At 67.9% G+C, this 24,487-nt stretch carries 26 protein-coding genes and 1 pseudogene; 10 read left to right on the top strand and 17 right to left on the bottom strand.

Features of this window, described 5'->3' with window-relative positions; genetic code table 11:
• Positions 1-117 precede the first annotated feature (117 nt).
• Positions 118-993 (top strand): CoA ester lyase, encoded by an 876-nt coding sequence (locus tag K32_RS19810; RefSeq protein WP_201401158.1) that lies wholly within the window; start codon positions 118-120, stop codon positions 991-993.
• A gap of 553 nt (positions 994-1,546) precedes the next feature.
• A complete protein-coding gene (locus K32_RS19805; protein WP_201401157.1) occupies positions 1,547-2,476 on the top strand; it encodes an IS110 family transposase in 930 nt (309 codons plus the stop codon).
• Between the two features lie 178 nt (positions 2,477-2,654).
• On the opposite strand, the gene leuD is transcribed toward K32_RS19805, so the two are convergent.
• From leuD to K32_RS19790, 3 genes are all read right to left on the bottom strand, one after another.
• Complete coding sequence (leuD, locus tag K32_RS19800; RefSeq protein ID WP_201401156.1) at positions 2,655-3,260, bottom strand: 3-isopropylmalate dehydratase small subunit; 606 nt, start codon at positions 3,258-3,260, stop codon at positions 2,655-2,657.
• A 95-nt stretch (positions 3,261-3,355) separates the two neighbouring features.
• Complete coding sequence (locus K32_RS19795; RefSeq protein ID WP_201401155.1) at positions 3,356-3,769, bottom strand: metallopeptidase family protein; 414 nt, start codon at positions 3,767-3,769, stop codon at positions 3,356-3,358.
• 5 nt (positions 3,770-3,774) lie between these two features.
• Positions 3,775-4,257 (bottom strand): GNAT family N-acetyltransferase, encoded by a 483-nt coding sequence (locus K32_RS19790; protein WP_201401154.1) that lies wholly within the window; start codon positions 4,255-4,257, stop codon positions 3,775-3,777.
• A gap of 232 nt (positions 4,258-4,489) precedes the next feature.
• Between K32_RS19790 and K32_RS19785 the strand changes: the two genes are divergently transcribed.
• A complete protein-coding gene (locus K32_RS19785; RefSeq protein WP_244669631.1) occupies positions 4,490-4,921 on the top strand; it encodes a hypothetical protein in 432 nt (143 codons plus the stop codon).
• A 167-nt stretch (positions 4,922-5,088) separates the two neighbouring features.
• Positions 5,089-5,388, top strand: a complete 300-nt coding sequence (locus tag K32_RS19780; RefSeq protein WP_201401152.1) for a hypothetical protein — start codon at positions 5,089-5,091, stop codon at positions 5,386-5,388.
• A 69-nt stretch (positions 5,389-5,457) separates the two neighbouring features.
• Here the strand turns inward: K32_RS19780 and leuC are convergent, their stop codons facing one another.
• The 11 genes and pseudogenes from leuC to phaR form a co-directional block, all read right to left on the bottom strand.
• The gene (gene leuC / locus K32_RS19775; protein ID WP_201401151.1) at positions 5,458-6,876 is read right to left on the bottom strand and encodes a 3-isopropylmalate dehydratase large subunit; all 1,419 of its coding nucleotides are present in this window, start codon (positions 6,874-6,876) and stop codon (positions 5,458-5,460) included.
• 63 nt (positions 6,877-6,939) lie between these two features.
• Positions 6,940-7,074, bottom strand: coding sequence for a hypothetical protein (locus K32_RS25035; protein WP_256434760.1), 135 nt, complete (start codon positions 7,072-7,074; stop codon positions 6,940-6,942).
• A 68-nt stretch (positions 7,075-7,142) separates the two neighbouring features.
• Positions 7,143-7,955: a bifunctional 2-polyprenyl-6-hydroxyphenol methylase/3-demethylubiquinol 3-O-methyltransferase UbiG gene (locus K32_RS19770; RefSeq protein ID WP_201401150.1), complete on the bottom strand. Its 813-nt coding sequence runs from the start codon at positions 7,953-7,955 to the stop codon at positions 7,143-7,145.
• 81 nt (positions 7,956-8,036) lie between these two features.
• A pseudogene (gene rplS / locus K32_RS19765) lies at positions 8,037-8,411 on the bottom strand (50S ribosomal protein L19); the annotation flags it as partial.
• A gap of 143 nt (positions 8,412-8,554) precedes the next feature.
• Positions 8,555-9,235: a tRNA (guanosine(37)-N1)-methyltransferase TrmD gene (gene trmD / locus K32_RS19760; protein WP_244670008.1), complete on the bottom strand. Its 681-nt coding sequence runs from the start codon at positions 9,233-9,235 to the stop codon at positions 8,555-8,557.
• Between the two features lie 98 nt (positions 9,236-9,333).
• A complete protein-coding gene (gene rimM, locus K32_RS19755; protein ID WP_201401147.1) occupies positions 9,334-9,879 on the bottom strand; it encodes a ribosome maturation factor RimM in 546 nt (181 codons plus the stop codon).
• Positions 9,880-10,100: 221 nt separating this feature from the next.
• The gene (gene rpsP / locus K32_RS19750; RefSeq protein ID WP_201401146.1) at positions 10,101-10,463 is read right to left on the bottom strand and encodes a 30S ribosomal protein S16; all 363 of its coding nucleotides are present in this window, start codon (positions 10,461-10,463) and stop codon (positions 10,101-10,103) included.
• An 81-nt stretch (positions 10,464-10,544) separates the two neighbouring features.
• Complete coding sequence (gene ffh / locus K32_RS19745; RefSeq protein WP_201401145.1) at positions 10,545-12,080, bottom strand: signal recognition particle protein; 1,536 nt, start codon at positions 12,078-12,080, stop codon at positions 10,545-10,547.
• A gap of 293 nt (positions 12,081-12,373) precedes the next feature.
• The gene (locus K32_RS19740) at positions 12,374-12,892 is read right to left on the bottom strand and encodes an invasion associated locus B family protein (RefSeq protein ID WP_201401144.1); all 519 of its coding nucleotides are present in this window, start codon (positions 12,890-12,892) and stop codon (positions 12,374-12,376) included.
• 213 nt (positions 12,893-13,105) lie between these two features.
• Positions 13,106-13,486 carry a YkvA family protein gene (locus K32_RS19735; protein ID WP_201401143.1) on the bottom strand — a complete coding sequence of 127 codons (381 nt, stop codon included), beginning with the start codon at positions 13,484-13,486 and terminating at the stop codon, positions 13,106-13,108.
• Between the two features lie 676 nt (positions 13,487-14,162).
• Positions 14,163-14,768: a polyhydroxyalkanoate synthesis repressor PhaR gene (gene phaR / locus K32_RS19730; RefSeq protein WP_201401142.1), complete on the bottom strand. Its 606-nt coding sequence runs from the start codon at positions 14,766-14,768 to the stop codon at positions 14,163-14,165.
• A 276-nt stretch (positions 14,769-15,044) separates the two neighbouring features.
• On the opposite strand from phaR, the gene K32_RS19725 reads away from it, so the two are divergent.
• Positions 15,045-16,226 carry an acetyl-CoA C-acetyltransferase gene (locus K32_RS19725; protein ID WP_201401141.1) on the top strand — a complete coding sequence of 394 codons (1,182 nt, stop codon included), beginning with the start codon at positions 15,045-15,047 and terminating at the stop codon, positions 16,224-16,226.
• Positions 16,227-16,286: 60 nt separating this feature from the next.
• Positions 16,287-17,015, top strand: coding sequence for an acetoacetyl-CoA reductase (gene phbB, locus K32_RS19720; RefSeq protein ID WP_201401140.1), 729 nt, complete (start codon positions 16,287-16,289; stop codon positions 17,013-17,015).
• Positions 17,016-17,095: 80 nt separating this feature from the next.
• Here the strand turns inward: phbB and K32_RS19715 are convergent, their stop codons facing one another.
• The 3 genes from K32_RS19715 to gloB form a co-directional block, all read right to left on the bottom strand.
• On the bottom strand, positions 17,096-19,012 hold the full coding sequence (locus K32_RS19715) for an NYN domain-containing protein (protein WP_201401139.1): 1,917 nt from the start codon (positions 19,010-19,012) through the stop codon (positions 17,096-17,098).
• Positions 19,013-19,165: 153 nt separating this feature from the next.
• Positions 19,166-19,600, bottom strand: a complete 435-nt coding sequence (locus K32_RS19710; RefSeq protein WP_201401138.1) for a cupin domain-containing protein — start codon at positions 19,598-19,600, stop codon at positions 19,166-19,168.
• Positions 19,597-20,367 carry a hydroxyacylglutathione hydrolase gene (gene gloB, locus K32_RS19705; protein ID WP_201401137.1) on the bottom strand — a complete coding sequence of 257 codons (771 nt, stop codon included), beginning with the start codon at positions 20,365-20,367 and terminating at the stop codon, positions 19,597-19,599. The genes K32_RS19710 and gloB overlap by 4 nt, the downstream gene beginning before the upstream one ends.
• A gap of 94 nt (positions 20,368-20,461) precedes the next feature.
• Between gloB and K32_RS19700 the strand changes: the two genes are divergently transcribed.
• The 4 genes from K32_RS19700 to K32_RS19685 all read left to right on the top strand — a co-directional run bounded on the left by K32_RS19700 (position 20,462) and on the right by K32_RS19685 (position 24,298).
• Complete coding sequence (locus K32_RS19700) at positions 20,462-21,205, top strand: class I SAM-dependent methyltransferase (protein ID WP_201401136.1); 744 nt, start codon at positions 20,462-20,464, stop codon at positions 21,203-21,205.
• Between the two features lie 155 nt (positions 21,206-21,360).
• Complete coding sequence (locus tag K32_RS19695) at positions 21,361-22,239, top strand: chorismate mutase (protein ID WP_201401135.1); 879 nt, start codon at positions 21,361-21,363, stop codon at positions 22,237-22,239.
• The gene (hisC, locus tag K32_RS19690) at positions 22,239-23,363 is read left to right on the top strand and encodes a histidinol-phosphate transaminase (RefSeq protein WP_201401134.1); all 1,125 of its coding nucleotides are present in this window, start codon (positions 22,239-22,241) and stop codon (positions 23,361-23,363) included. The genes K32_RS19695 and hisC overlap by 1 nt, the downstream gene beginning before the upstream one ends.
• Positions 23,363-24,298 (top strand): prephenate/arogenate dehydrogenase family protein, encoded by a 936-nt coding sequence (locus tag K32_RS19685; RefSeq protein WP_201401133.1) that lies wholly within the window; start codon positions 23,363-23,365, stop codon positions 24,296-24,298. Before hisC ends, K32_RS19685 begins: the two co-directional genes overlap by 1 nt.
• Positions 24,299-24,487 lie beyond the last annotated feature (189 nt).

The raw sequence follows: 24,487 nt of genomic DNA, 5'->3' as shown, positions 1-24,487 counted from the left end.
GCTTCGGTCAAAGGTTCGAGCCTGCTCGATTCCGTTTCGCAGCTCCCGCGCCTATGCTGGCGGCGAGGTCCGATTTCCGGCATGCCGGAGCGACCGTCACCTGACCGGGAAGCCTGCATGCCGTCGATCCGTCCGCGCCGTTCCGCCCTCTATGTGCCGGGCTCCAGCCCGCGCGCGCTCGCCAAGGCGCCGTCGCTCGGCGCCGATGTCGTCATCCTCGATCTCGAGGACGCCGTCGCGCCGGCGGAGAAAGACGCGGCCCGCGCTCGCGCCGTCGAGACGGTGGCGGCCTTCCGCCAGGCGGGTTCGCCGGTCGAGATCGTCGTCCGCGCCAACGGGCTCGGGACGCCGTGGATCGAAGCCGATCTGGCGGCCATCGCTGCCGCCCGTCCCGACGCCCTCCTGCTGCCGAAGATTTCGCGCGCCGAGGATCTCGCCAGGGTTCGCGCGCTGCTCGCCCCGGATGCCGCGCTGCCGCTCTGGGCGATGATCGAGACGCCGTTGGCCGTTCTCGATCCGCTTTCCATCGCTACGGCGCGGGATGAACGGCTGCCGCTCGAGATGCTGGTGCTCGGTTTGAACGACCTCGCCCGCGAGACGGGGACGCGGCAGGTGCCGGGCCGGGCGCCGATGCTGCCCTGGTTGATGACGGCGCTCGCCGCCGCGCGCGCGGCCGGCATCGGCATCCTCGACGGCGTCTTCAACGACATCGCCGATGAAGCCGGCTTCGCGGCCGAATGCCGACAGGGCCGCGACTGCGGTTTTGATGGCAAGACGGTGATCCACCCGAGACAGGTCGACGGCGCCAACGCGGCCTTTGCCCCGAGCGCGGAAGAGATCGCCCGGGCGACGCGCATCGCCGGCGTGTTCGACCTGGCCGAAAACGCCGGCAAGGGCGTCGTCATGGTCGACGGCCGCATGGTCGAGCGCCTGCACGCCGATATGGCGCAAAGGCTGCTGCGGCTCGCCGAGGCAATCGCCGCGCGGGGGTAGGGGGCGTTCGAACTCGGGATGACGGCGGAGGGGGCGAACGCCGTCGTGCCTCAACCCGGCGCTTCCAGCCCCGCTCGACGGTCCTACACACTCGCCGTCATCCCCGCGAAGGCGGGGATCCATACAGCCGCGCCGCCGGTCGCCGGGCCTCCCGATGTCTCGGCTGAATGGATCCCGGCTCGGAGGCCGGGATGACGGCGAGGGCGGGGCGGGGGAGGTGCCTCAATCGGCGGCGTCGCAGAACTGGCCCGGTCTATCCGCTCGCCCCGACACGTCGCGGGACCTAGCTCGACGGTCCCACCCACTCCCCGTCATCCCTGCGAGCAGGGATCCATACAGCCGCGCCGCAGGGCGTGCGAGCCTCCCGATGCCTCGGCTGAATGGATCCCTGTGTGTTGGAGCTGTGCGAGGATGGGTGGCGGACGAGAGATCGTTGGATCCCAGGTCTTCGAGACCGTGAGCCGGCCCGGTCCTCGTCCGCCTGCTTCGATACCCAGCCTGAACAGTTGATCGAGGCCGCTGTGACGGACCTCGCAGCACAGGGATAGGCAGCATGAAGATACACCCTGGCTTTGTCGGTTGCGACATCTCCAAAGCGCATCTGGATCTGTTCGACGGCGCCGTCGGCGTGGCCGAGCGCATCGCCAATCAGGCCGAGGCGATCGCGCAACGGCTCGAGCCTTGGCGCGGTACCGATGTTCTCGTCGTGTTCGAGGCGACGGGTCCCTACGACCGGGTCCTCGCCCAGGCCCTGACCAAGGCCGGCATCGCCTTCGTCCGCGTCAATCCGGCCCGGGCGCGTGACTTCGCCCGCGCCACCGGCATTCTCGCCAAGACCGACCGGATCGACGCGCGCAGGCTCGCCGCCATGGCCCAGACGCTCCGTCCCGCGACCCGTCAGCCGCGTTCCCCGGAGCGCGACCGCCTAGCGGAGCTGCACAAGCGCCGCGACCAGCTCGTCGCCATGCGCAAGCAGGAACGCACCCGCCAGCAAGGATGCACCGACGAGATCGCCGGCGACATCCGCGAGACCCTTGCCTGGCTCGACCTTCGGATCGCCGCGCTGGAGCGTACCATCCAGGCCTGCATCCAGGCCTCGGCCGATCTCGCCGAAGCCGAACGGTGGCTGCGCTCAATCCCTGGCGTCGGCCCCGTCGCCAGCGTCACGCTGATCGCCCTTTTGCCCGAACTCGGCCAGCGCTCGCCCAAGACCATCGCTGCCCTGGCCGGCCTGGCGCCCTACAATGTCGACAGTGGCCAGTTCCGCGGCAGCCGCCGCATCCACGGCGGACGACGGCGTGTCCGCGAGGCCCTCTACATGGCCGCCGTCTGCGCCGCCCGGATCGAGCCACGCTTCTCGGATGCCTACCGACGCATGACCAACGCCGGAAAGTCACCCAAGGTCGCCCTCATCGCCATCGCCAGAAAGATCCTCGTCATCGCCAACGCCATGCTCCGGCAACGCGTCGCATTCAACCCGTGACGACACAGTTGCCGGCTCGGAGGCCGGGATGACGGCGAGGGTGGGGCGTGGGCGGTGCCTCAATCGGCGGCGTTGCAGGACCCCGCTCTGTCGTCCCACGCGCTCGCCGTCCCAGCCAAATACAAAAAAAGCGCCCGGATCGCTCCGGACGCCTTTTTCAATTCGGTCGAGAAACGTCTCAGGCCCAGGGGCGGGCGGCTTCCGTGGTCTTCTCGTAGGCTTCGATGCGCGGCGCCTTGACCAGCGTCAGGCCGATGTCGTCGAGGCCGCTCAGGAGCTTCTCCTTGCGGGCCGGGTCGATGTCGAAATGCACCGCGCCGCCGTCGGGGCCGCGGATCTCCTGCGCCTCGAGGTCGACCGTCAGGCGCGCGTTCTCGCCGCGGTTGGCGTCGTCGAACAGCTTGTCGAGGTCTTCCTTCGACACGCGGATCGGCAGGATGCCGTTGTTGAAGCAGTTGTTGTAGAAGATGTCGGCGAAGGACGTCGAGATGACGCAGCGGATGCCGTAGTCGAGCAGCGCCCAGGGGGCATGCTCGCGCGACGAGCCGCAGCCGAAATTGTCGCCCGCGACGATGATCGAGGCGTGGCGGTAGGCCGGCTTGTTCAGGACGAAGTCCGGATTCTCGCTGCCATCCTCGTTGAAGCGCATCTCGGCGAACAGGCCCTTGCCGAGGCCGGTGCGCTTGATCGTCTTCAGATAGTCCTTCGGAATGATCATGTCGGTATCGATGTTGATCAGCGGCAGCGGAGCCGCGACACCGGTCATCGTCGTGAATTTTTCCATGGTGATCATCCCAATTAGCCGTTCAGACGGCGGTAAATGCGCCGAAAACCAGCCTAGGTCAAGGCTTTCGGCTTGTTTCGCGCTCGGGCGTCGTCTCAGCCGGCCGCTTCCTCGATCGCTTCCATGTCGTCGTCGGAGAGGCCGAAATGATGGCCGATCTCGTGGATCAGAACATGGCTGACGATGGCGCCCAGCGTCTCGTCATGCTCTGCCCAGTAGTCGAGGATCGGCCGGCGGTAGAGCCAGACGCGGTTCGGCATCATGCCGGTGTGCTCGACCGCCGAGGCATGCGCCAGGCCGACGCCCTGGAACAGGCCGAGCAGGTCGAATTCCGACTCGATGCCGAGCGCGTCGAGCGCCTCGTCGTCGGGAAAATCGTCGACGCGGATCTCGATATCGCCGGTCAGCCGGCGGAACTCCGCCGGCAGGCCGTCGAGCGCGGCCTGGCCGAGCGCCTGGAAATCGTCGAGCGAAGGCGCCTTCAGCGCGTCGAGATCGATCCTTGCCATGAGGGTCAGCCCGCCGCGCGGCCGCGGTCGATCTGCACGACGAAGCTGTCGAGGCGGGCCTTCTTGCCGACGGTCTCGGCGAACGAGGTCCGCATCTGCGAGCCCTCGGGCACCATCAGGCGGAGCGACAGCCAGTCGCGCGTGCGCCCCTTGCGGGCGAGCGCCTCGACGAGCGCGCGGGCGACGCCGCGGCCGCGCGAATCGTGCATGACGAACAGGTCTTCCAGCTGGCCGACCCGCATGCCGCTCATCGCGTCCGGCAGGTCGTAGAAGACGGCGAAGCCGACCAGCGTGCCGTCGAGGCGGGCGCCGAGGATCTCGGCGGTGCGGTCGCGCAGCAGGCTTTCGGCATAATAGAGGTCCGGATGACGCGGCGCGCCGCGCTTCATGTCCTGGACATAGGCGGCCAGCAGCGGCGCGAATTCGAGCGCGTCGTCGATGGTCAGCGTGACGGTGTCGAAGCGAGTCGAGAGGGGCAGCGTACTCATTCCCATTTGGCCAATTCCGGCTGCCTACTGGCAGCGTACGGTCCAGTTTCCCATGTCATAGCAATGTCGCATCGGTTCCCGTGATGCAATCCGCAATGTTCCGGAGCCCTGCGGCATGCCGGACCTGCCGACCGAATAACCGGCCGGACCCGGCTGTTGATACTCGCATCGACGGTTGGTGCGCCGGGATGGTCGCGGGGCGGCGTGCCATTGGCTCCTGGGAGTAATGGCCATGAGGAAGCATATCCTGATTACCGCCGCGGCCACGCTTGCCCTCGCCCTGGGCACGCTCGGCGCCGCGACGGACGACGCCTTCGCACGCGGCGGTGGTGGTGGCTGGCACGGCGGCGGCGGCTGGAACGGCGGTGGCGGCAACTGGCATGGCGGCGGCGGCAACTGGCACGGTGGCGGCTGGAACGGCGGCTGGCACGGCGGCGGCGGCTGCTGGAACTGCGGCGGCTGGGGCGGCGGCTGGGGCTGGGGTCCGGCGCTGGGCTTCGGCCTCGGCTACGGGCTCGGTTCGTGGAACTATGGCTACGACTACGGACCGACGCGGGTCTGCCAGCCGGCATTCCGGACCGTCCGAGTGCACACCAGCAACGGCTGGCGCTGGCGCAACGTCTTCGTCGGCAACCGCTGCTACTGGGTCCATCAGGGTTGGTAAGGCGGCATAAGCTTCAACCCGCCGACCCCCGGGTCGGCGGGGCATCGTGAACGCTCCCTGAACGGTCGTCTCAGCGCCGGTTCATCCCCAGTGTCCCTTCATAGACGCAACAGGTCGCATCGGCCTGCGGGCCGGTTGGCCTGATTGCCTGGAAGGGAGACTGAAAGATGCTGAAGCAAACGATCATGGCTGCCGCGACCACGCTGGTGCTGGTCACGGGCGTCCTCGGGGCCTCGACCGGCAGTGCGCTGGCCTGGCATCGCGGCGAGCCGCACCGGAATTATGACCGCGGCTGGGACGATCGCGGCTGGGACAATGGCCGTGGCCATGGCTGGGGCCGGGGCCACCGGGTCTGCCGCCCGGAGTTCCGCGAGCGCAGGGTCTGGCGCCACGGCCGCTGGGAATGGCGCAAGGTCCAGGTCGGCGAGCGCTGCTACTGGACCCAGGGCCGCGGCCCGCGCTGGTAGCGGTCGCGGAATGAAAAAGGGCCCGGACGTCGCCGTCCGGGCCCTTCTTGTATCGAGCGACGTCGCGGCTCAGCGCCAGCTGCGGATGTCGACGAAGTGGCCGGCGATCGCGGCGGCGGCGGCCATGGCCGGCGACACCAGATGGGTGCGGCCCTTGAAGCCCTGGCGGCCCTCGAAATTGCGGTTCGAGGTCGAGGCGCAGCGCTCATGCGGCTTCAGCCGGTCGTCGTTCATCGCCAGGCACATCGAGCAGCCAGGCTCGCGCCATTCGAAGCCGGCCTCGCGGAACAGCTTGTCGAGGCCCTCGGCTTCCGCCTGCGCCTTCACCAGGCCGGAGCCCGGGACGACCATGGCGTTGACGCCCTCGCGGACCTTCTGGCCGCGGATCATCGAGGCGGCGGCGCGCAGGTCTTCGATGCGGCCATTGGTGCAGGAGCCGATGAAGATGCGCTCGACCGGGATGTCGACCATGCGGGTGCCGGGCTTCAGGCCCATATATTCGAGCGCGCGCCACTTCGACTTGCGCTTGTTCTCGTCGGCGATGTCGTCCGGGTTCGGCACGACGCCGGCGATCGAGACGACGTCCTCGGGCGAGGAGCCCCAGGTGACGATCGGCGGCAGGCTGGCCGCGTCGAGACGGATCTCGGTGTCGAAATGCGCGCCGGGATCGGTGTTGAGCGTCTCCCAGTAGCGCACGGCCGCATCCCAGGTGTCGCCCGTCGGCGCCTTGGGACGGCCCTTGATGTAGTCGTAGGTCGTCTGGTCCGGCGCGATCAGGCCGGCGCGGGCGCCGCCTTCGATCGACATGTTGCAGACGGTCATGCGGCCTTCCATCGACAGGGCGCGGATGGCGTCGCCGGCATATTCGATCACGTGGCCGGTGCCGCCGGCCGTGCCGATCTCGCCGATGATGGCGAGCACGATGTCCTTGGCCGAGACGCCTTCCGGCGCCACGCCGTCGACCGTGACCAGCATGTTCTTGGCCTTGGACTGGATCAGCGTCTGGGTGGCGAGCACGTGCTCGACCTCGGACGTGCCGATGCCGTGCGCCAGCGCGCCGAAGGCGCCATGCGTCGAGGTGTGGCTGTCGCCGCAGACGATGGTCATGCCGGGCAGGGTGAAGCCCTGCTCGGGGCCGACGATGTGGACGACGCCCTGGCGACGGTCGAGCTCGGAATAGTATTCGACGCCGAACTCGGCCGCGTTCTCGGCGAGCGTCGCGACCTGCAGGGCCGATTCCGGGTTCTCGATGCCGTGCGTGCGGTCGGTCGTCGGCACGTTGTGGTCGACGACGGCGAGCGTCTTCTGCGGCTGGTGCACCTTGCGGCCGGCCATGCGCAGGCCTTCGAAGGCCTGCGGGCTCGTGACTTCATGCACGAGATGGCGGTCGATGTAGAGGATCGTGTTGCCGTCTTCGTTCTTCTCGACGACGTGGTCGTCCCAGATCTTGTCGTAGAGGGTGCGGGGATTGCCGTTCGACGTGGTCATGACGTCTTCTTCCTGAAGGATAAATTGCTTGGGCGAGGGGGATCGATCGGGGCCACTGCCCCGTCAAAGTCGATCGGAACCAAGATCCTCGGTCGCCAGCAGACGGGCGAAAAAGCGCCAGGGCAGCCGCGCATGATCGGTCAGCGCCGCGAATTCTGCGGTCGTCGGCTGATGCATGCGGGCGAAAGGACTGTTCATAGCGGTTCTAAATAGCAGTCAATTTCCGGAACGACAATTCGGATCGTGCGCGCGATCCTACCATCGGATCACAGCTTCGTCGCGCCGAGCGAAAGCGCGAGCGGCAGGCGCGGGATTCCGGCCGGCAGGGCGAACATGCGATTGCCCGCGTCGACCATCATCGGGAACAGCTTGAAGGGTAGCACCTCGTGCTCGCGCATGAAGTCGAGCCGCAGGCCTGCGCGCAGCAGCGCGTCGATGACGTCGGAGGTGCCGCGCATCCACTCATAGGTGAAATTGGTGACGAGCGGCGTCGCGTCGCCGGTATAGGTCGTCTCGGCATCGAAGCGCTGCGGCTTTTCGCGGGCGGAGCGCCAGTCGTAATAGGGGCGGATGACGCCGTCGATTTCCTCATGCGTCGAGATCGCCGGGCTGGTGTCGGCGAAATAGAGGCGGCCGCCCGGCTTCAGCGTGCCGGCGATCGCCTGCGCCCAGGCGCGGATATCGTCGAGCCAGGTGATCGTGCCCCAGCTCGTGAAGACGATGTCGTAGTCGCTGCCGATCAGCTCGGGCGCGTCATAGACCTCGCCCTCGACGAAGTCGGCGCAGAGGCCGGAGCGCTCCGACAGGGAGCGGGCCTGCGCGATGGCGTGCGGGGAGAAATCGAGCCCGGTGGCGATGGCGCCGCGACGGGCGAGGCAGAGCGTGTCGATGCCGATATGGCACTGGAAATGCGCGAGTTTCTTGCCGGCGACGTCGCCGATCTCGGCTGCCTCGATGGGGTAGAGCACGTCCTCGCCCGCCAGGAACGGGTCGATGGCGTAGAAGCCGGTGCTGTCCTTGGCGTGGATGTCGGCGCGCTCGTCCCAGCCGGCGCGGTTGCTCTGCTTGAAGGCGTCCATCTGCGCTCCCCCAAAAGAAAAGGCGGGTCCTGGGGACCCGCCTTCGTAAGCTTCGCCTCGGGCGAAGGATCAGGCCTGAGCCTTGTCCTTGCGGGCCTCGGTGCGCTCGACGATGCGGGCCGACTTGCCGCGGCGATCGCGCAGGTAATAAAGCTTCGCGCGACGAACCTTGCCGCGGCGGACGACTTCGATGCTGGCGATCAGCGGCGAGTAGACCGGGAAGACGCGCTCGACGCCTTCGCCGTAGGAAATCTTGCGAACGGTGAAGCTCTCGGAGAGGCCACCGCCGGAACGGGCGATGCAGACGCCTTCATAGGCCTGCACGCGCGAACGCGAGCCTTCGACGACCTTCACGTTGACCTTGAGCGTGTCGCCGGGCTGGAATTCCGGGACGGCGCGCTGGGCGGCGACGATTTCGAGCTGCTCTTTCTCGAGCTGTTCGATGATGTTGACCATGGTCTCAACTCCTGCCGATGCGGTCTCTTGCGAGCCGCGAGCGTTTCGGTGCGCTGTTTTCAGTTATTGGGTCCATCGCCGAATACGGCCATGGATGGCGGGCGTTTACAGGAAGCGGGCGTCAAAGTCCAGCGCGCGGGCGCTCAGCGGCGCTTTTCTTGCGCGGTCCGGCCGTCGGCTCGATCCGCCAGAAGGTCCGGCCGGCGCTCGCGCGTGATGCGCTCGGCCTCAAGGCGTCGCCATTTGGCGATCGCCGCGTGGTCGCCGGAGAGCAGCACGTCGGGGATGGTGCGGCCTTCCCATTCGCGCGGGCGGGTATAGTGCGGATATTCGAGCAGGCCGCCTTCAAAACTTTCCTCGGTGCCCGATTCGGCGCCGCCCATCACGCCCGGCAGCAGGCGGACGATGGCGTCGAGCAGCACCATGGCGCCGAGCTCGCCGCCCGACAGCACATAATCGCCGATCGAGACTTCCTCGAGCTGGCGCGCCTCGATGACGCGCTCGTCGACGCCCTCGAAGCGGCCGCAGAGGATCACCGCGCCGGGCCCGGAGGCGAGTTCGCGGACGCGCGCCTGCTCCAGCGGTTTTCCGCGCGGGCTCATCAGAAGACGGGGGCGCGGGTCGTCGGCGGGCGCCGCCGCGTCGAGTGCGCGCGCAACAATGTCGGCGCGCATCACCATGCCGGGGCCGCCGCCGGCCGGCGTGTCGTCGACGTTGCGGTGCTTGGTCGTCGCCGAATCGCGGATGTTGACCGCGTCGAGCGACCATTTGCCGTCGGCGATCGCCTTGCCGGAGAGCGACTGGCCGAGCGGGCCGGGGAACATGTCGGGATAGAGGGTCAATATGGTAGCGCGCCAGGGACTCGAACCCCCGAACCCGGCCGGGTCGGCGGCGTCCTTCGTGGCGTCGAAGGCGTTGTCGCTCACGCCTCGTCCTCGCCGTCCTCGGGGCGCGCCTCGGTCTCGGGCGGGGGCACGACGACGGCCTTCCCGGACTTAATGTCGACGGTCGGCACGATGGCACGGGTGAACGGCAGGTAGAAAGTGCGGGCGCCCGGCGCGGGCTCGATCTCGATCAGGTCGCCGGCGCCGAAATTCTGCACCGAGGCGATGGTGCCGTAGGGCGTGCCGTCAGCGAGCTCAAGCGTCAGGCCGACGAGGTCGGCGTGGTAGAAATCGTCCTCTTCCTCGAGCTCCGGCAGGGCGTCGCGGCCGACGAAGAGCTTGCGGTTGCGCAGCGTCTCGGCGGCGTCGCGGTCGCCGATGCCCTCGACGCGGGCGATGACGTTCTCGCCCTGGATGCGGACGCTGGTGATCTCGATGACGCGGCCGTCATCCAGCGTGAACGGGCCGTAATCGGCGATGCCGAGCGGCTCCTCGGTATAGGAGTGGAGCTTGATCTCGCCACGGATGCCGTGGGCGGCACCGAACTGGCCGAGGAGAACCTTGTCTGCGTCCGGAGCGGGCATCGCATGTCCTTGTCGAATATCCCGCTAGAGCATCGCAGATGCTCTATTGGTTTGTTTGGTCGCGTTTTCTTGATGCGAACCGGTACCCACTTCGCGTGAAAACGCTCCAAGCGGAGGGAAGCCGCGATGGCGGGGAAGGGGCGGCGGCAGGGCCGTCCCCTCCCGAGCGCGGGTCGCGCCCAGCGCCCCGCCTCGCGGCAGGGCGCGGCGCGAAACCAAAATTACTCGGCGGCGGCTGCGGCGGCTGCCTCGGCCTTCTTGGCCTTCTCGGCGGCGCGCTCCTGGGCCTTCTTGCCCGGCAGAGCCTTCTCCGGGTTGTTGCGGGCGTCGCGCTTGACGAGGCCGGCATCGCTCAGGAAGCGGGCGACGCGATCGGTCGCCTGGGCGCCGACCGACAGCCAATGCTTGGCGCGGTCGAGGTCGAGCACGACGCGGTTGGCGGCGTCCTTGGCGAGCATCGGGTCGAACGAGCCGATACGCTCGATGAAGCGGCCGTCGCGCGGCGAACGGGCGTCGGTGACGACGATGCGGTAGAACGGACGCTTCTTGGCACCACCGCGGGAAAGACGGATCTTGAGGGACATTCTGGTTTCTTCCTTCTGAAACGAATTCGGTTGTCTGGATGGAGCCTCGGCCGGTCGGGCCTCGGCTCCGAAGGGTTGATGCTATTTCTTCTTGCCGGGCAGGCCCGGGAAGCCGCCGCCGAGGCCGGGCAGCTTGCCGCCGAGGCCGGGGATGCCCGGCAGGCCGCCGCCGCCCATCTGCTTGGCGAGCTTCTCGAGCTGGGCCGGGTCGATGTTCGGCATGCCGCCGGGAGGCATGCCGCCGCCCAGGCCGCCCATGCCGCCACCCATGCCGCCGCCGAGCGCGCCCATCATCTTGCCGAGCATGCCGCCGCCCTTCTGCTTGCCCATGGCCTTCATCATGTCGGCCATCTGGCGATGCATCTTGAGCAGGCGGTTGACGTCCTCGACGCGGACGCCGGAACCGGCGGCGATGCGCTTCTTGCGGCTCGCCTTCAGGATGTCGGGGTTGCGGCGCTCGGCCTTGGTCATCGACGAGATGATGGCGACCTGGCGCTTGATCATGCCGTCGTCGAGATTGGCGCCCTCGATCTGCTTCTTGATCTTGCCGACGCCGGGCAGCATGCCGAGCATGCCGGACATGCCGCCGATCTTCTCCATCTGGCGGAGCTGGTTGGCGAGATCGTCGAGGTCGAAGATGCCCTTGCGCATCTTCTCGGCCGCCTTGGCGGCTTCCTCCAGATCGATGTTCTGCGCCGCCTTCTCGACGAGCGAGACGATGTCGCCCATGCCGAGGATGCGGTTGGCGATGCGGCCGGGATGGAAATCCTCGAGATCCTCGGCCTTTTCGCCGGTACCGATCAGCTTGATCGGCTTGCCGGTGACGGCGCGCATCGAGAGCGCGGCGCCGCCGCGGCCGTCGCCGTCGGCGCGGGTCAGCACGATGCCGGTGATGCCGACGCGCTCGTCGAAGGAGCGGGCGAGGTTGACCGCGTCCTGGCCGGTCAGGCTGTCGGCGACGAGCAGGATCTCGTGCGGCTTGGCGATGGCCTTGATGTCGGCCATCTCGACCATCAGCGGCTCGTCGATATGCGTGCGGCCGGCGGTGTCGAGGATGACGACGTCATAGCCGCCGAGGCGGGCGGCCTGCAGCGTGCGCGTCGCGATCTCGGTCGGCGACTGGCCGGCGACGATCGGCAGCGTGTCGATGCCGTTCTGCTCGCCGAGCACGCGCAGCTGTTCCTGCGCGGCGGGGCGGCGCACGTCGAGCGACGCCATCAGCACCTTGCGCTTCTGCTGCTGCGTCAGGCGGCGGGCGATCTTGGCGGTCGAGGTCGTCTTGCCCGAGCCCTGCAGGCCGACCATCATGATGGCGACCGGGGCAGCGGCGTTCAAATCGATCGGCTCGGCCTCGGCGCCCAGCATCTCGACCAGCTGGTCGTGGACGATCTTGACGACCATCTGGCCAGGCGTCACCGAGCGGATGACGTCGGCGCCGACGGCGCGCGAGCGGACCTTGTCGGTGAAGGAGCGGACGACGTCGAGCGCCACGTCCGCCTCGATCAGCGCGCGGCGGACTTCGCGCATCGCTTCGTTGACGTCGGCCTCCGTCAGCGCACCGCGGCGGGTGAGCTTGTCGAAGATGCCGGAGAGGCGCTCGGACAGATTATTGAACATTCGGTTCCGCTCTTCCTCGAAGGGATCGCTTCCGATCCGCCGTTTTTCCAAAGACGTTCAGCGCCCGCGGGCGCGACGCGCTGGCGGACGTTGACCTCCGGGGTCGGGCCCCGGTCGGCGGCTCAGAGGAGACCTCTTCGCGAGAATTTGGCGGCTTTTAGCGCGGAAAGGCGGGTTGAGTCAATCAATCCCGGCCCGGCCCGCCGGTTTGCCACGCGGCGGGGAGGGCTTCCGCCAAAGAAAATGGCCGGGACTGAGCCCGGCCATTCGGAGATCATCGAGCAGACCGAAGCCTACGGGCAGGACTTGCCGAGCGCGTCGAGCGAGGCGGAGATGCCGGCGAGCGAATAGGTGTCGGTCGTCTGGGTGCCGCGGCGCGACGTGCCGGAGACCGACATCGAGTGGCCCTTCTTCATCGCGGCGATCAGCGCCGCTTCCTGGGCGGCGTTCTCGACCCAGGCGCCGTCGTCCTTGGTGAACATGGTGAACTTCTGGCCGTCGACGTCGACGGTGACCGTCGAGCCTTCCTTGAAGGGATAGCCGATGATGATCGAGATCTCGCTGCGGACATTCTCGCTCGGGCGGGCCGTCACCATGAAATAGGCCGGATCCCGGTTGAGGCCTTGCGGCGCCTGGGATTTCGGCTGCGAGGCCGCATAGCAGACCTTCCCGCGCGATTCGGAATACGCGTAGGAACTCCAGTCCTTGAAGGTGCCTACCCGGTTCGGCGTCTGGGCCGAAGCCTCGCCTGCGAAACCGCCAAAGAAAGCACTCGTGAGGAGCGCCGCTGCTGCGATCCTTGTTCCGTTCATGTCGTTCCCACCAAATTTGTCAGCACACACGTCGGGCGGGTGGATTCCGTCACCCGAGCAATTGCCTCAAATTGCGCGGAATTCCGTTAAGAACCCATGAACCACGTCGTGTGGAGAGCTGGCCGAGAGTTGAGTGGAGAGAGGGGCGCGCCAATGGGGCGAGAGTGTGACCTCGCCGGCCTGAACGGATGGCGCGTGGCCGGGCGGCGGCCGTCAGGCGCCCTTGTCGCCGTTCAGGGCGTGTCTGGCGGCCTCGTAGTGGACCGGCTTCAGGTGGCCGCGCAGCAGCGTCAGGGCCGTCATCAGCACGGTCGCATCGTCCGCGAAGCCGATGCCGACCAGAAAGTCGGGGACGGCGTCGACGGGCAGGACGAAATAGGCGAGGGCGCCGATCAGCGTCGCCCGGACCCTGAGCGGCGTGTTGGTGTCGAAGGCGCAGAAATAGGCGGCCGCGACGTCCTCGGCGAAGGGAATGTGCCGGGCGGCGCGACGGAATGTCTTCCAGAAGCCCCGGCGGACCTGCTCGGCCCGCGCCGAATCGTCGCCGGCATCGCTTTCCGGACCCAGAATGTCGCCGAACTTGACGCCCTTCATCGTTTGCACCTCGTCTGCCAGCGGGGAGGGCGGCGAAAAAGTCGCACACCGGGCCGGGCACGCCTGCATTTAGGAAGCCCGGAGCCTCTCTGCAACGAATCGCGATGACGCTGGGTCAGGAGCGAACGGATTTTCCCGCGCACTTCGACGCACCCGCACGACCATCATCCTGAGGTGCCCGGCGCAGCCGGGCCTCGAAGGAGGGTCCAGGCGGCTCCCATCAGGGAGCAGACGGCCTGGCGTTTCGGATCTCGGGCGCTTCGGAGTTTCGCTGGACCCTCCTTCGAGGCTTCGCTTCGCGAAGCACCTCAGGATGATGGTCTGGGGGGGTGAATCAAAGATGGCCGGGAAGCGTTGATGGGCTTGAGACATTTTTGGCATTCCCCCTCGAAGCACTTGAACCGCCCGGAGTGGGGGAGGGAACCGTCAGTGCCTAGCTCACAGCGGCCCGCACGTTTCGGCGAACCCGCATGACCATCATCCTGAGGTGCCCGGCGCAGCCGGGCCTCGAAGGAGGGTCCAGTAGGCTCTCATCAGGAAGCAGACGGTCGTGGCTCAGGAGTTCCCTCCCCACAAGGGGGAGGGGGAAGCCGCGATCTCCGCTGGACCCTCCTTCGAGGCTTCGCTTCGCGAAGCACCTCAGGATGATGGCGGAGGTCGGCGGACGGATCTGCCGTCAGCCCTTCTCGGCGAGCTTTTCGAGCTTCTTCTGCATTTCGTCGAGCTGGCGCTTCAGCACGTCGAAATCGCCGTCGCCGCGTTCCGTTTTCGCTTCGGGGCGGGCATCGGGCCGGGTGGTCTGGCCCGGCGAGGCCGGCGCATCGGGGCGGCCGCCGCTGAACGGCAGGAACATCCGCATCGCCTGCTCGAACATTTCCGTATTGCGCCGCACCGTCTCCTCGATCGCCGTGAAGGCGCTCGGACCGAACGCGTTCGCCATCTGGCCGCGCAGCTTGTCCTGGTCGCGCGTCAGGCTGTCGATCGAGAAATCGAGATAGGTCGGCACCAGATTCTGCATCGAATCGCCGTAGAACCGGATCAGTTGCCGCAGGAAGGTGATCGGCAGCAGGTTCTGTCCCTTGTTCTCCTGTTCGAAGATGATCTGGGTCAGCACCGAACGCGTGATCTCTTCGCCGGATTTCGCGTCGAACACGACGAAATCCTCGCCCGCCTTGACCATGTTCGCCAGGTCCTCGAGCGTCACATAGGTCGAGGTTCCGGTGTTGTAGAGGCGACGATTGGCGTATTTCTTGATCGTCGTCGGTTCTTTTTCCTTGGTCATGTCCGCTCCCCTGGCCCCTCTCTCGTGATCGATCGGCTGGTTCGCCGCCCGTGGCGTCTGCGCGCCCATTCTCCGGCAAGCTGCCCCTCCAGAACCTCCACGATAGGAGCATTCTCGAAATCCACCAAATTGATTGTGCGCTGCATGGTCTTGTGGATGCTGCGAAAATGCTGCGCTGCAGCAACGGCGATGCACCATGGTTGATTGACAGCCCCTCTCCGCCGGTCTCTGATTGCGGCAAAGGGAGCAACCCAACCCCGGATCGAGGAAACACTCATGGCTTCAGAAAACGACATCGTCATCGCCGCCGCCAGCCGCACCGCCGTCGGCGCCTTCAATGGATCCTTCGCCAACGTCCCGGCGCACGAGCTGGGCGCGGCCGTCGTCAAGGCCGTGCTGGAGCAGGGCAAGACCGAGGCCGAGGCCGTCGACGAGCTGATCTTCGGCCAGGTGCTGACCGCGGCGCAGGGCCAGAACCCGGCGCGCCAGGCGTCGATGCTCGCCGGCCTGCCCAAGGAGACGACGGCCTGGAGCCTCAACCAGGTCTGCGGTTCGGGCCTGCGTTCGGTGGCCCTCGGCATGCAGCAGATCGCCACCGGCGATGCCTCGATCATCGTGGCCGGCGGCCAGGAATCGATGTCGCTGGCGCCGCATGCCGCGCATCTGCGCGCCGGCACCAAGATGGGCGACCTCGCCATGGTCGACACCATGATCAAGGACGGCCTCTGGGATGCCTTCAACGGCTATCACATGGGCGTCACGGCGGAGAACGTCGCGCGCGAGTTCCAGATCAGCCGCGAACAGCAGGACGCGTTCGCCACCGCATCGCAGAACAAGGCCGAGGCGGCGCAGAAGGCCGGCCGCTTCAAGGACGAGATCACCCCGTTCACCATCTCGACCCGCAAGGGCGACATCATCGTCGACCAGGACGAATATATCCGCGCCGGTGCGACGCTGGAGGCGGCCGCCAAGCTGCGTCCCGCCTTCGCCAAGGACGGCACGGTGACGGCGGGCAACGCCTCGGGCCTCAATGACGGCGCCGCGGCGCTGCTCCTGATGTCGGCGGCGGAAGCGGCGCGTCGCGGCGTCACGCCGCTGGCGCGGATCGCCTCCTGGGCGACGGCCGGCGTCGACCCGGCCGTGATGGGCACCGGCCCGATTCCGGCTTCGAAGAAGGCGCTGAAGAAGGCTGGCTGGTCGGTCGAGGATCTCGACCTGATCGAGGCCAACGAGGCCTTCGCCGCGCAGGCCTGCGCCGTCAACCAGGGCCTCGGCTGGGATGCGTCCAAGGTCAACGTCAATGGCGGCGCGATCGCCATCGGACACCCGATCGGCGCCTCCGGCGCCCGCATTCTCGTCACCTTGCTGCACGAAATGGCGCGCCGCGACGCAAGCAAGGGATTGGCAACGCTCTGCATCGGCGGTGGAATGGGAATTGCTTTGACCGTCGAGCGCTGAGGCGCCGACGGATCAATTCGCAGACCGGAGTTCAACCGGTTGCTTTGGGGGGAGGATCGGATGGGGAAAGTCGCCCTCGTGACAGGCGGTACGCGCGGTATCGGCGCGGCCGTCTCGAAGGGACTGAAGGCTGCCGGCTACACGGTCGCGGCGACCTTCGCCGGCAATGCCGAGAAGGCTGGGGCGTTCCAGGCCGAGACCGGAATTCCGGTCTTCCAGTGGGACGTGACGGATGCCGAGGGGTGCGTCGCCGGCGTCGGCGCCGTCGAGGCGGCGCTCGGTCCCGTCGATATCCTCGTCAACAATGCCGGCATCACGCGCGACGGCTGGTTCCACAAGATGGACCAGACGCAATGGTCGAGCGTGATCAGCACCAATCTCGATTCGATGTTCACCATGACGCGGCCGGTGATCGAGGGGATGCGCGAGCGCGGTTTCGGCCGCATCATCAACCTCTCCTCGATCAACGCGCAGAAGGGACAGCTCGGCCAGGTCAACTACGCCACCGCCAAGGCCGGCGTGATCGGCTTCACCAAGGCGCTGGCGCTGGAAAACGCGCGCAAGGGCATCACGGTCAACTGCGTCTGCCCCGGCTATATCGACACCGACATGGTGCTGGCGGTGCCGCCGAAGGTGATGGAGGGGATTTTGGGCCAGATCCCGGTCGGCCGGCTCGGCAAATCGGAAGAGATCGCGGCGCTCGTCACCTATCTCGCCTCGGACGCCGCCGCCTTCATGACCGGCGCGGTGCTCACCATCAATGGCGGTCAGTACATGGCGAATGGCTGATCGGCTTCGCTGGTTCGCTCGTTCGTCGAACACAAAAAAAGGCCGGTGCGAAAGCGCCGGCCTTTTTGATTCGGGGGACACTACCGCCCCGCGGGCGGCTTCCGGTTCTGGCTGTAGGCGGCGAGGATCCGCTGGATCTCGTCGCCGATATCGCCGTCTTCCGCCTCGGCCACTTCCGGCTCGGGCGCCGGTTGTGGCGCGGCGATGGCGGCCGGCTCGTTCGCGGGCGGCGCCGGCGGCTTCTTGTCGCCGTCGTCGACCAGCACGTCGACCGCCTGGGCGATGGCGGCGAGGATCGAGTTCTCGATCGGATCGCGATCGCCGCTGCCATGCGGATCCTGCGTCGCGACGAGGCTGCGTTTCGCCGGCGGTCGCAGCGCCACGGCGGAACCGCGCTGGGCCGGCGCGCGCGGCGGCGCGGGGCTTGCGGGAGGCGGCGTCGGCTCTGCGGCCGGCTCTGGCCGGGCGGCGCGGGCGCGTGGCGGCGCGATGCTCGGACGCTGCGCGGGCCGGTCGGACGAAATATCGGCGAGGAACGAATCCGTGTCGATCTGGACCCGCCGGGGCGGTGTCGGCGGTGCTGCCTCCGCCGCCGGGGCGGCAGGTCGGGGGCGTGCCTCGGTCGCTGCCGGGGCGCGTGGCGCGGGGGCGGCGACGGGCTCCGCCGCCGGCTCGACCGGTGCCGGCGGGGTAACGGAAGCCTTCGGCGGGGTTAACGGCGGGTTAACGGCCGCGGGGCGGATGGGCTGGGCTGCCGGAGCCGGACGCGCCGGCTCGACCGGTTGCGGCTGCGGTTCGGGCTCGGGGGCCGGACGCACCTGGATCGGCCGCGCCGGCTGCGGCATCGATGCCGAGATCGGCTGCAAGGTGATCGGCCGCGCCTCGCGCGGGGCGGCCTCGGCGACCGGGGCCGGCGGCGGCACGGGCGTCGGCGCCGGACGGACCACGGGCCGCTCGGCGGCCGGTTCCGGGGTCGGGGTGGGCGCGGGCAGGGCGATGGGCGGCGCGGCGTCGGGCAGCGGCGCATTGCGGCCGACGATCCAGGCGCGGATCGTCTCCTCCATGCCCTCGTCGATCTCGATGCCGGCGTTGCGGGCGAGATAGAGCACCTGCTCCTTGAACGCCTCGGCCAGTTTCTCCGGGCTGTCGCTCACCGAGAAGACATGGCCCTTGAGCGCCAGGCCCTTGACGATGAAGGCGATCTGGCGGCGCGACGCATTGCGGCCGTTCGCCGTCAGGCGCGCCGCGACATTCTCCGCCGTGGTCTGGAAATGATACCCGTTCTCGGCCACTTCGCGCGTCAGCGTGCGGAACAGCTCGTTGTAGCCGCGCGGCGAAAACAGCGGCACGCTGGTGGCCTGGTGGATGCGGCGGGCGAGCCCGGCGAGTTCGTCGCGCTCGTTGCCGCTCGCGCGGCCGCCTGCGCTCTCCTCCTCGGCATCGTCCGCTTCCGGCGTCTCGCCGTCGGCGGTCGGCGCCAGCAGCGTGATCAGCGCCTGCTCGTCGATCGCGCCGTCGGCGATGGCGCGATAGCCTGAAGCCGTCGTGGCGGTCGTGTAGATCGTGGTGGCGCGATTGTAGGAGCGCAGCCGGAAGATCACCGGCGTCAGGTCGGAATCGGCCGACAGCAGGATGAATTCCTCGAACCCGGTCTGGTGGGCGAGGGCGTCGATCGTGTCGAGAACCATGTGGATCTCGGCCGAATTGCGCTCGCGACCGGCGAGCGGCGGGCAATCGACGATCTGGAAGCCCTGCGAGGTGAAGGCCGAGCGCGCCTTGCCGAGCAGCTTGGGATCGGCATAGCAGCGGCGCATCAGGACGCGCCGGCGCGTTCCCTCCTCGCCGCGCGGCTCCAAGAGCAGGCCGGACTCGATCGCGTCCAGCCAGACGCCGGGGCGCAGCGCGAAGCGCCGCGCCATGCCGGGATCGCGGGCGCGCAGGCTCGTATAGAGGCTGTCATAGTCGACGAAGAGGACGCTTTTGATCGGGGCCGTCATGACCAGTTCCTGCGGTTCATAAACGTCTTCCCCCCCAATTCAATCGCGGATTTCATGCCGTGCCCCCAACGGAGGCAGCACCTTAGCGGGCGATCTCCGGTTTGGCGATGCCTGCTTTCATCTCTCCACGACCATGGCGCGCAAGGCCCTGCGTCATGCGCGCTGGTCGTGCGGAAGCCTGTCCGGCGGCGCCAGTTCGAAGCCCTCGAAACGGAAGCCGGGCGCCACCGTGCAGCCGACCAGGGTCCATTCGCCGAGGCTCTTCGCCGCCTGCCACCAGCCGGTCGGAACGACCACTTGCGGCCTTTCTCCGGCCGCAAGGTCAGGTCCGAGGCGGTGGGTTTCGCTCGTCGTGCCGTCTTCCGACAGCGACAGCGCGATCGGCGCGCCGGCGTAGTAGTGCCAGACCTCGATCGCATCGATGCGGTGCCAGTGCGACGTCATGCCCTCGGCGAGCAGATAGTAGATCGCGGTCGAGGCAGGCCGGCCATCCCGGGTGACGCTGTCCTCGAACGTCCTGCGATAGTAGCCGCCCTCCGGATGGGGGGCGAGATCGAGCAGGCGGATGATGTCTTCGGCGGAGCTCACTTGAAATTGTCCTTGGCGGTGCGGATGGCGGCGAAGACGTCTGCAGCGGGCGCGTCGGGCAGCTTCATCGCCGCACGAACCGCCGCGTCGTCGGCGCGCAGATAGGGGCTGGTCGCCTTTTCGGCGGCGATCGTCGTGGGCACCGTTGGCTTGCCTTCGGCGCGCAGCTTCCGGATTTCTTCGCCACGAGCGAGCAGCGCCGCATTGCCGCCGTCGATCGTCACGGCGAAGCGGAAGTTCGATTCGGTGTATTCGTGGCCGCAATAGACGATCGTCTCGTCCGGCAGCGCCGCCAGCTTTTGCAGAGACTGCCACATCTGCGGCAACGTGCCTTCGAAGACGCGGCCGCAGCCGAGCGCGAACATGGTGTCGCCGGCAAAGGCGATGCCGTCCTCGGGCAGGAAGTAGGCGATGTGGCCGAGCGTATGGCCGGGGGTCCAGATCACATGGACGGGGTGGCCGGCAAAATCATAGACGTCGCCTTCACTGAGCTTCTGGTCGATGCCGGGGATCTTGTCGGCCTCGTAGCTCGGGCCGACGATGGTGCAGCCGGTCGCTTCCTTGAGCGCCAGATTGCCGTCGGTGTGGTCGGCATGGTGATGCGTGGTCAGGATCTCGGTGAGCGTCCAGCCCGTCTCGGCCAGCGCGGCCTGGACGGCGGCGGCATCCGGCGCGTCGATCGAGGCCGTGCGGCCCGAGGCCTCGTCGTGGATCAGGACGCCGTAATTGTCGGACAGGCAGGGAAACTGGAAGATTGCGAGAGCCATGACGAACTCCAATATGGGCGTAAGCGACGGGGTGGCGTCGGTTGGAATCGTTACCTAACATCGTCGCGCCGACATATCGACAGGGAGATCGCGCTTGGAACAGGGCCGGACGCTGACGCCCGATGTGCTGGATCTCGCGAGTTTCTATTCGGAGCGCCTGGGAGGCATCGCGCAGAGCCTGATCGCCGCGCGCCTCGCCGCGTTCTGGCCGCGCGTTTCCGGCGACCGCGTGCTCGGCATCGGCTATGCGACGCCCTATCTCGCGCCCTTCCTGTCGCAGGCCGAGCGGGTGCTCAATTTCATGCCGGCGGCGCAGGGCGTCATGAACTGGCCGGCCGATGGCGGCAATCTCTCCGCCCTCGTCATCGAGGACGAGCTGCCGCTGACCGATTCGTCGATCGATCGCATCCTCGTCGTCCATTGCCTGGAGACGGCCGGCAATGCGCGGGAGACGCTGCGCGAATTGTGGCGCGTGCTGGTGCCGGGCGGCAAGATGATCGCCGTGGTGCCGAACCGGCGGGGCATCTGGGCGCGGGTCGAGCGCACCCCCTTCGGCTATGGCCGCCCGTTCAGCCGCGGCCAGCTTTCGACGCTGCTCCGCAACGCCGAATTCAGCGAGACGGCGTGGAGCGGCGCGCTGTTCGTGCCGCCGTTTTCGAGCCGGATCCTGCTTCGCAGCGGACGGGCGTGGGAGCGGGTCGGCGGGGTACTGTGGCCGGGCTTCTGCGGCGTGCAGATCGTCGAGGCGACCAAGCTCGTCTACCAGGGCCTGCCGGCGCGCACGCAGAGCCGTCGCCGCCAGCCTGCCTTCCGGCCGGCGCTGGCCCCGCCCGGCTAGTCTGCCGGTGGCCCGCAAATCGCGCGCGGGCGTTGGCGGACTTCCTTTGGCCGGCAATGTTTTCTTTGATTTTGCCACGGGGCTTGCCTATGAATCGGCCGCCGTCGGCCAGCCAGGCGCGGCCTCACGATTTTCCCGCCCAGAGCCGACCGACGATGGCCTCGACCGATACGAAGATTTCTGCGACCGAAGCGGATGCGGCGACCCTCGCCAGTATCCGGCAAACGATCGACGAGCTCGATGTCGAGATGCATCGCTGCCTGATCGAGCGCGGCACCGCCATCGGCACGCTGATCAAGGTCAAGGGCACCAGCCGTCCGGGCGCCGCCTTCCGCCCCGGCCGCGAGGCCGACATGATGCGCCGCCTGGTGGCGCGGCATCGGGGCGCGCTGCCGCTCTGGACGGTCGAGCACATCTGGCGCGAGATCATCACCACGTTCACGCGCATGCAGGCGCCGTTTGACGTCGCCATCGATCAGGGCGTCGCCCGCGACGCGATCCGCGATACCGCCCGTTTCCTGTTCGGCTTCACGGTGGCCCTGCACGGCCAGCCGGATGCGTCGGCGACGATCAACCATATCCGCGAGAGCGGCACCGATCTCGGCCTCGTCTCGCTGGACCAGCCCGCCGAGGCGGGTGCCTGGTGGCGGGCTTTGGGCCGGTCGACCGGGCCCCGCATCATGGCGCTCTCGCCCTATATCCGCATCGCGGGCCGGCCGGCCGATCATGCCTCCTTCGTGATCGCGCCGGAACTCGCCGATCCGACCCCGCCGGATCTTGAGCTTTTCGCCGTGACGGTGATCAGCGGCGATCCCGCTGCTGCCATCGCCGCCGCCGGCGGGACGATCCTGGCCGAGGCCGGCGCCGAGCAGCTGGTGGTGCTGCCGCACGGCACGGCCGTCGCGGCGCTGGCGGCGCGCGCCGGCTTCGACGACATCTCTCTGGTTGGCGCGCTGTCGCGCGGTATCGCGATCGGCGACACCGACGCCAATCCCGTTCTTTATCAGCGCCTCGACGAGGCGGGAGTTTCGTGATGAGCAAGTCCGATTCCAAGCCGGCAGACCGGCCCGTTCCCCGCCCGGGCGTGCTGGACATTGCCCCCTATGTGCCCGGCCGCTCCAAGGCGACGGGGGGCACCAAGGTCCACAAGCTTTCTTCCAACGAGACGCCGCTCGGCCCGAGCCCGGCGGCGATCGCCGCCTATCAGGGCGTCGCGGGGAAGCTCGACATCTATCCGGACGGTTCGGCGGCGGAACTGCGCGCAGCGATTGCCGACGCCTATGGCGTCAACGCGTCCCGCGTCATCTGCGGCAACGGCTCGGACGACGTGCTGGCGATGATCAGCCACGTCTTCCTCGGCCCGGGCGACGAGGCGATCTATTCGAAGCACGGCTTCAACATCTATCCGATCCTGATCCAGGCCGCCGGCGGCACCCCGGTCGTCGCGCCGGAAAAGGACCTGACAACCTATGTCGACGGCATTCTCGAGCTGGTGACGGACAAGACGCGCGTCGTCTTCGTCGCCAATCCGAACAACCCGACCGGCACCTATCTGCCGTTCAGCGAGATCCGCCGCCTGCATGCCGGCCTGCCGCCGCGCGTGCTGCTCGTGCTCGACGCCGCCTATTCCGAATATGTCCGGCGCAATGACTATGAGAGCGGCATCGAGCTCGCCGGCACCGCGCCGAACGTCATCATGACGCGCACCTTCTCGAAGATTTATGGCCTCGCCGGCGCCCGCCTCGGCTGGGGCTATGGTCCCGCCGAGGTGATCGACGCGCTGAACCGCATCCGCGGTCCGTTCAACGTCTCCGCCCCGGCCATGGCCGCCGGCATCGCGGCGCTGAAGGACCGGGCGCATCTTGACGCGGCCATCGCCCACAATGAGGAATGGCTGCCGCGCGTGACCGAGGCGATCCGCGCGCTCGGGCTTGAGGTGACGCCGAGCGTCGGCAATTTCGTGCTGATCCACTTCCCGGACGAGAAGGGCCGCCGCGCCGCCGACGCCGACGAATATCTCGTCTCGCAGGGCATCATCCTGCGCGTCATGACGAGCTATCACCTGCCGAACGCGCTCCGCATGACCATCGGCTCGGCCGAGGCCAACGAGGCGGCGATCGCGGGCTTGCGCACCTTCCTGCACCGGACGGCGCGCTGATGGCGGATCCTCTCTTCGGGCAGCTCGCCCTCGTCGGCATCGGCCATATCGGTGCCTCGATCGCGCTCGCGGCGCGTCGCGCCGGCGTCGTCGGCAGGATCGCCATCTCGACCCGCAGCCCGGCGACGCTGAAGCGCGCCGAGGAGCTCGGCCTCGGCGACGTCTATTTCGCCGACGCGGCCGACGCCGTGCGGGATGCCGATCTCGTCATCGTCTGCGTGCCGGTCGGCGCGTCGGGGGAGGTCGCGAAGCAGATCGGCCCGCATCTGAAGGCCGGCGCGATCGTCTCCGACGTCGGCTCGGTCAAGGCTGCCGTCATCAAGGCGATGGCGCCGCATCTGCCGTCGGCGGTGCATTTCATCCCCGGCCATCCGCTGGCCGGCACCGAGCATTCGGGTCCGGACGCCGGCCTCGTCGACCTGTTCCAGAACCGCTGGTGCGTACTGACGCCGGCCGAGACGGTCGATCCGGCCGCGGTCGAGAAGCTGATGGCGTTCTGGCGCGCGCTTGGCGCCAATGTCGAGGCGATGAGCGCCGAGCATCATGACCTGGTGCTGGCCATCACCAGCCACCTGCCGCATTTGATCGCCTACAACATCGTCGGCACGGCGTCGGATCTCGAATCGGGCATTCGCTCGGAAGTGCTGAAGTTCTCCGCCTCCGGTTTCCGCGATTTCACCCGCATCGCGGCGTCGGATCCGACCATGTGGCGCGACGTCTTCCTCAACAACAAGGAAGCCGTGCTCGAGATGCTCGGCCGCTTCAACGAGGATCTGGCGACGCTGACGCGGGCGATCCGCAATGGCGATGGCGACACGCTGTTCGAGCTGTTCACGCGCACCCGCGCCATCCGCCGCTCGATCGTCGCCATCGGCCAGGACACGGCCGCCCCGGATTTCGGCCGCCGCGATCATACGAAGCCGTCTAGCCCTTAGCGGTTCACAGGCCTTGCAACCGGACTGCAGCGCACCGCCCTCATCATCCTGAGGGACCCGAAGGGTCGTCTCGAAGGACGCAGGGCGGTCGTGCAACGCCTTGCCGGGAGTGTGGCATCACGGTTGTGCGTCCTTCGAAACGGCTTGCTGCGCAAGCCCCTCAGGATGATGGTCATTGGTGTCCGGCAG

The sequence above is a fragment of the Kaistia sp. 32K genome, assembly GCF_016629525.1.
GTDB lineage: Bacteria > Pseudomonadota > Alphaproteobacteria > Rhizobiales > Kaistiaceae > Kaistia.
Note: the sequence above shows the minus strand (reverse complement) of the source record. Positions and strands in the feature narration are given on the sequence as shown.

Excerpts from the sequence above, each read along its gene's own strand:
- K32_RS19810 (WP_201401158.1), top strand. The coding sequence starts at position 118 with ATGCCGTCGATCCGTCCGCGCCGTTCCGCCCTCTATGTGCCGGGCTCC.
- K32_RS19805 (WP_201401157.1), top strand. The coding sequence starts at position 1,547 with ATGAAGATACACCCTGGCTTTGTCGGTTGCGACATCTCCAAAGCGCAT.
- leuD (WP_201401156.1), bottom strand. The coding sequence starts at position 3,260 with ATGGAAAAATTCACGACGATGACCGGTGTCGCGGCTCCGCTGCCGCTG.
- K32_RS19795 (WP_201401155.1), bottom strand. The coding sequence starts at position 3,769 with ATGGCAAGGATCGATCTCGACGCGCTGAAGGCGCCTTCGCTCGACGAT.
- K32_RS19790 (WP_201401154.1), bottom strand. The coding sequence starts at position 4,257 with ATGAGTACGCTGCCCCTCTCGACTCGCTTCGACACCGTCACGCTGACC.
- K32_RS19785 (WP_244669631.1), top strand. The coding sequence starts at position 4,490 with ATGAGGAAGCATATCCTGATTACCGCCGCGGCCACGCTTGCCCTCGCC.
- K32_RS19780 (WP_201401152.1), top strand. The coding sequence starts at position 5,089 with ATGCTGAAGCAAACGATCATGGCTGCCGCGACCACGCTGGTGCTGGTC.
- leuC (WP_201401151.1), bottom strand. The coding sequence starts at position 6,876 with ATGACCACGTCGAACGGCAATCCCCGCACCCTCTACGACAAGATCTGG.
- K32_RS25035 (WP_256434760.1), bottom strand. The coding sequence starts at position 7,074 with ATGAACAGTCCTTTCGCCCGCATGCATCAGCCGACGACCGCAGAATTC.
- K32_RS19770 (WP_201401150.1), bottom strand. The coding sequence starts at position 7,955 with ATGGACGCCTTCAAGCAGAGCAACCGCGCCGGCTGGGACGAGCGCGCC.
- trmD (WP_244670008.1), bottom strand. The coding sequence starts at position 9,235 with ATGTTCCCCGGCCCGCTCGGCCAGTCGCTCTCCGGCAAGGCGATCGCC.
- rimM (WP_201401147.1), bottom strand. The coding sequence starts at position 9,879 with ATGCCCGCTCCGGACGCAGACAAGGTTCTCCTCGGCCAGTTCGGTGCC.
- rpsP (WP_201401146.1), bottom strand. The coding sequence starts at position 10,463 with ATGTCCCTCAAGATCCGTCTTTCCCGCGGTGGTGCCAAGAAGCGTCCG.
- ffh (WP_201401145.1), bottom strand. The coding sequence starts at position 12,080 with ATGTTCAATAATCTGTCCGAGCGCCTCTCCGGCATCTTCGACAAGCTC.
- K32_RS19740 (WP_201401144.1), bottom strand. The coding sequence starts at position 12,892 with ATGAACGGAACAAGGATCGCAGCAGCGGCGCTCCTCACGAGTGCTTTC.
- K32_RS19735 (WP_201401143.1), bottom strand. The coding sequence starts at position 13,486 with ATGAAGGGCGTCAAGTTCGGCGACATTCTGGGTCCGGAAAGCGATGCC.
- phaR (WP_201401142.1), bottom strand. The coding sequence starts at position 14,768 with ATGACCAAGGAAAAAGAACCGACGACGATCAAGAAATACGCCAATCGT.
- K32_RS19725 (WP_201401141.1), top strand. The coding sequence starts at position 15,045 with ATGGCTTCAGAAAACGACATCGTCATCGCCGCCGCCAGCCGCACCGCC.
- phbB (WP_201401140.1), top strand. The coding sequence starts at position 16,287 with ATGGGGAAAGTCGCCCTCGTGACAGGCGGTACGCGCGGTATCGGCGCG.
- K32_RS19715 (WP_201401139.1), bottom strand. The coding sequence starts at position 19,012 with ATGACGGCCCCGATCAAAAGCGTCCTCTTCGTCGACTATGACAGCCTC.
- gloB (WP_201401137.1), bottom strand. The coding sequence starts at position 20,367 with ATGGCTCTCGCAATCTTCCAGTTTCCCTGCCTGTCCGACAATTACGGC.
- K32_RS19695 (WP_201401135.1), top strand. The coding sequence starts at position 21,361 with ATGGCCTCGACCGATACGAAGATTTCTGCGACCGAAGCGGATGCGGCG.
- hisC (WP_201401134.1), top strand. The coding sequence starts at position 22,239 with ATGAGCAAGTCCGATTCCAAGCCGGCAGACCGGCCCGTTCCCCGCCCG.
- K32_RS19685 (WP_201401133.1), top strand. The coding sequence starts at position 23,363 with ATGGCGGATCCTCTCTTCGGGCAGCTCGCCCTCGTCGGCATCGGCCAT.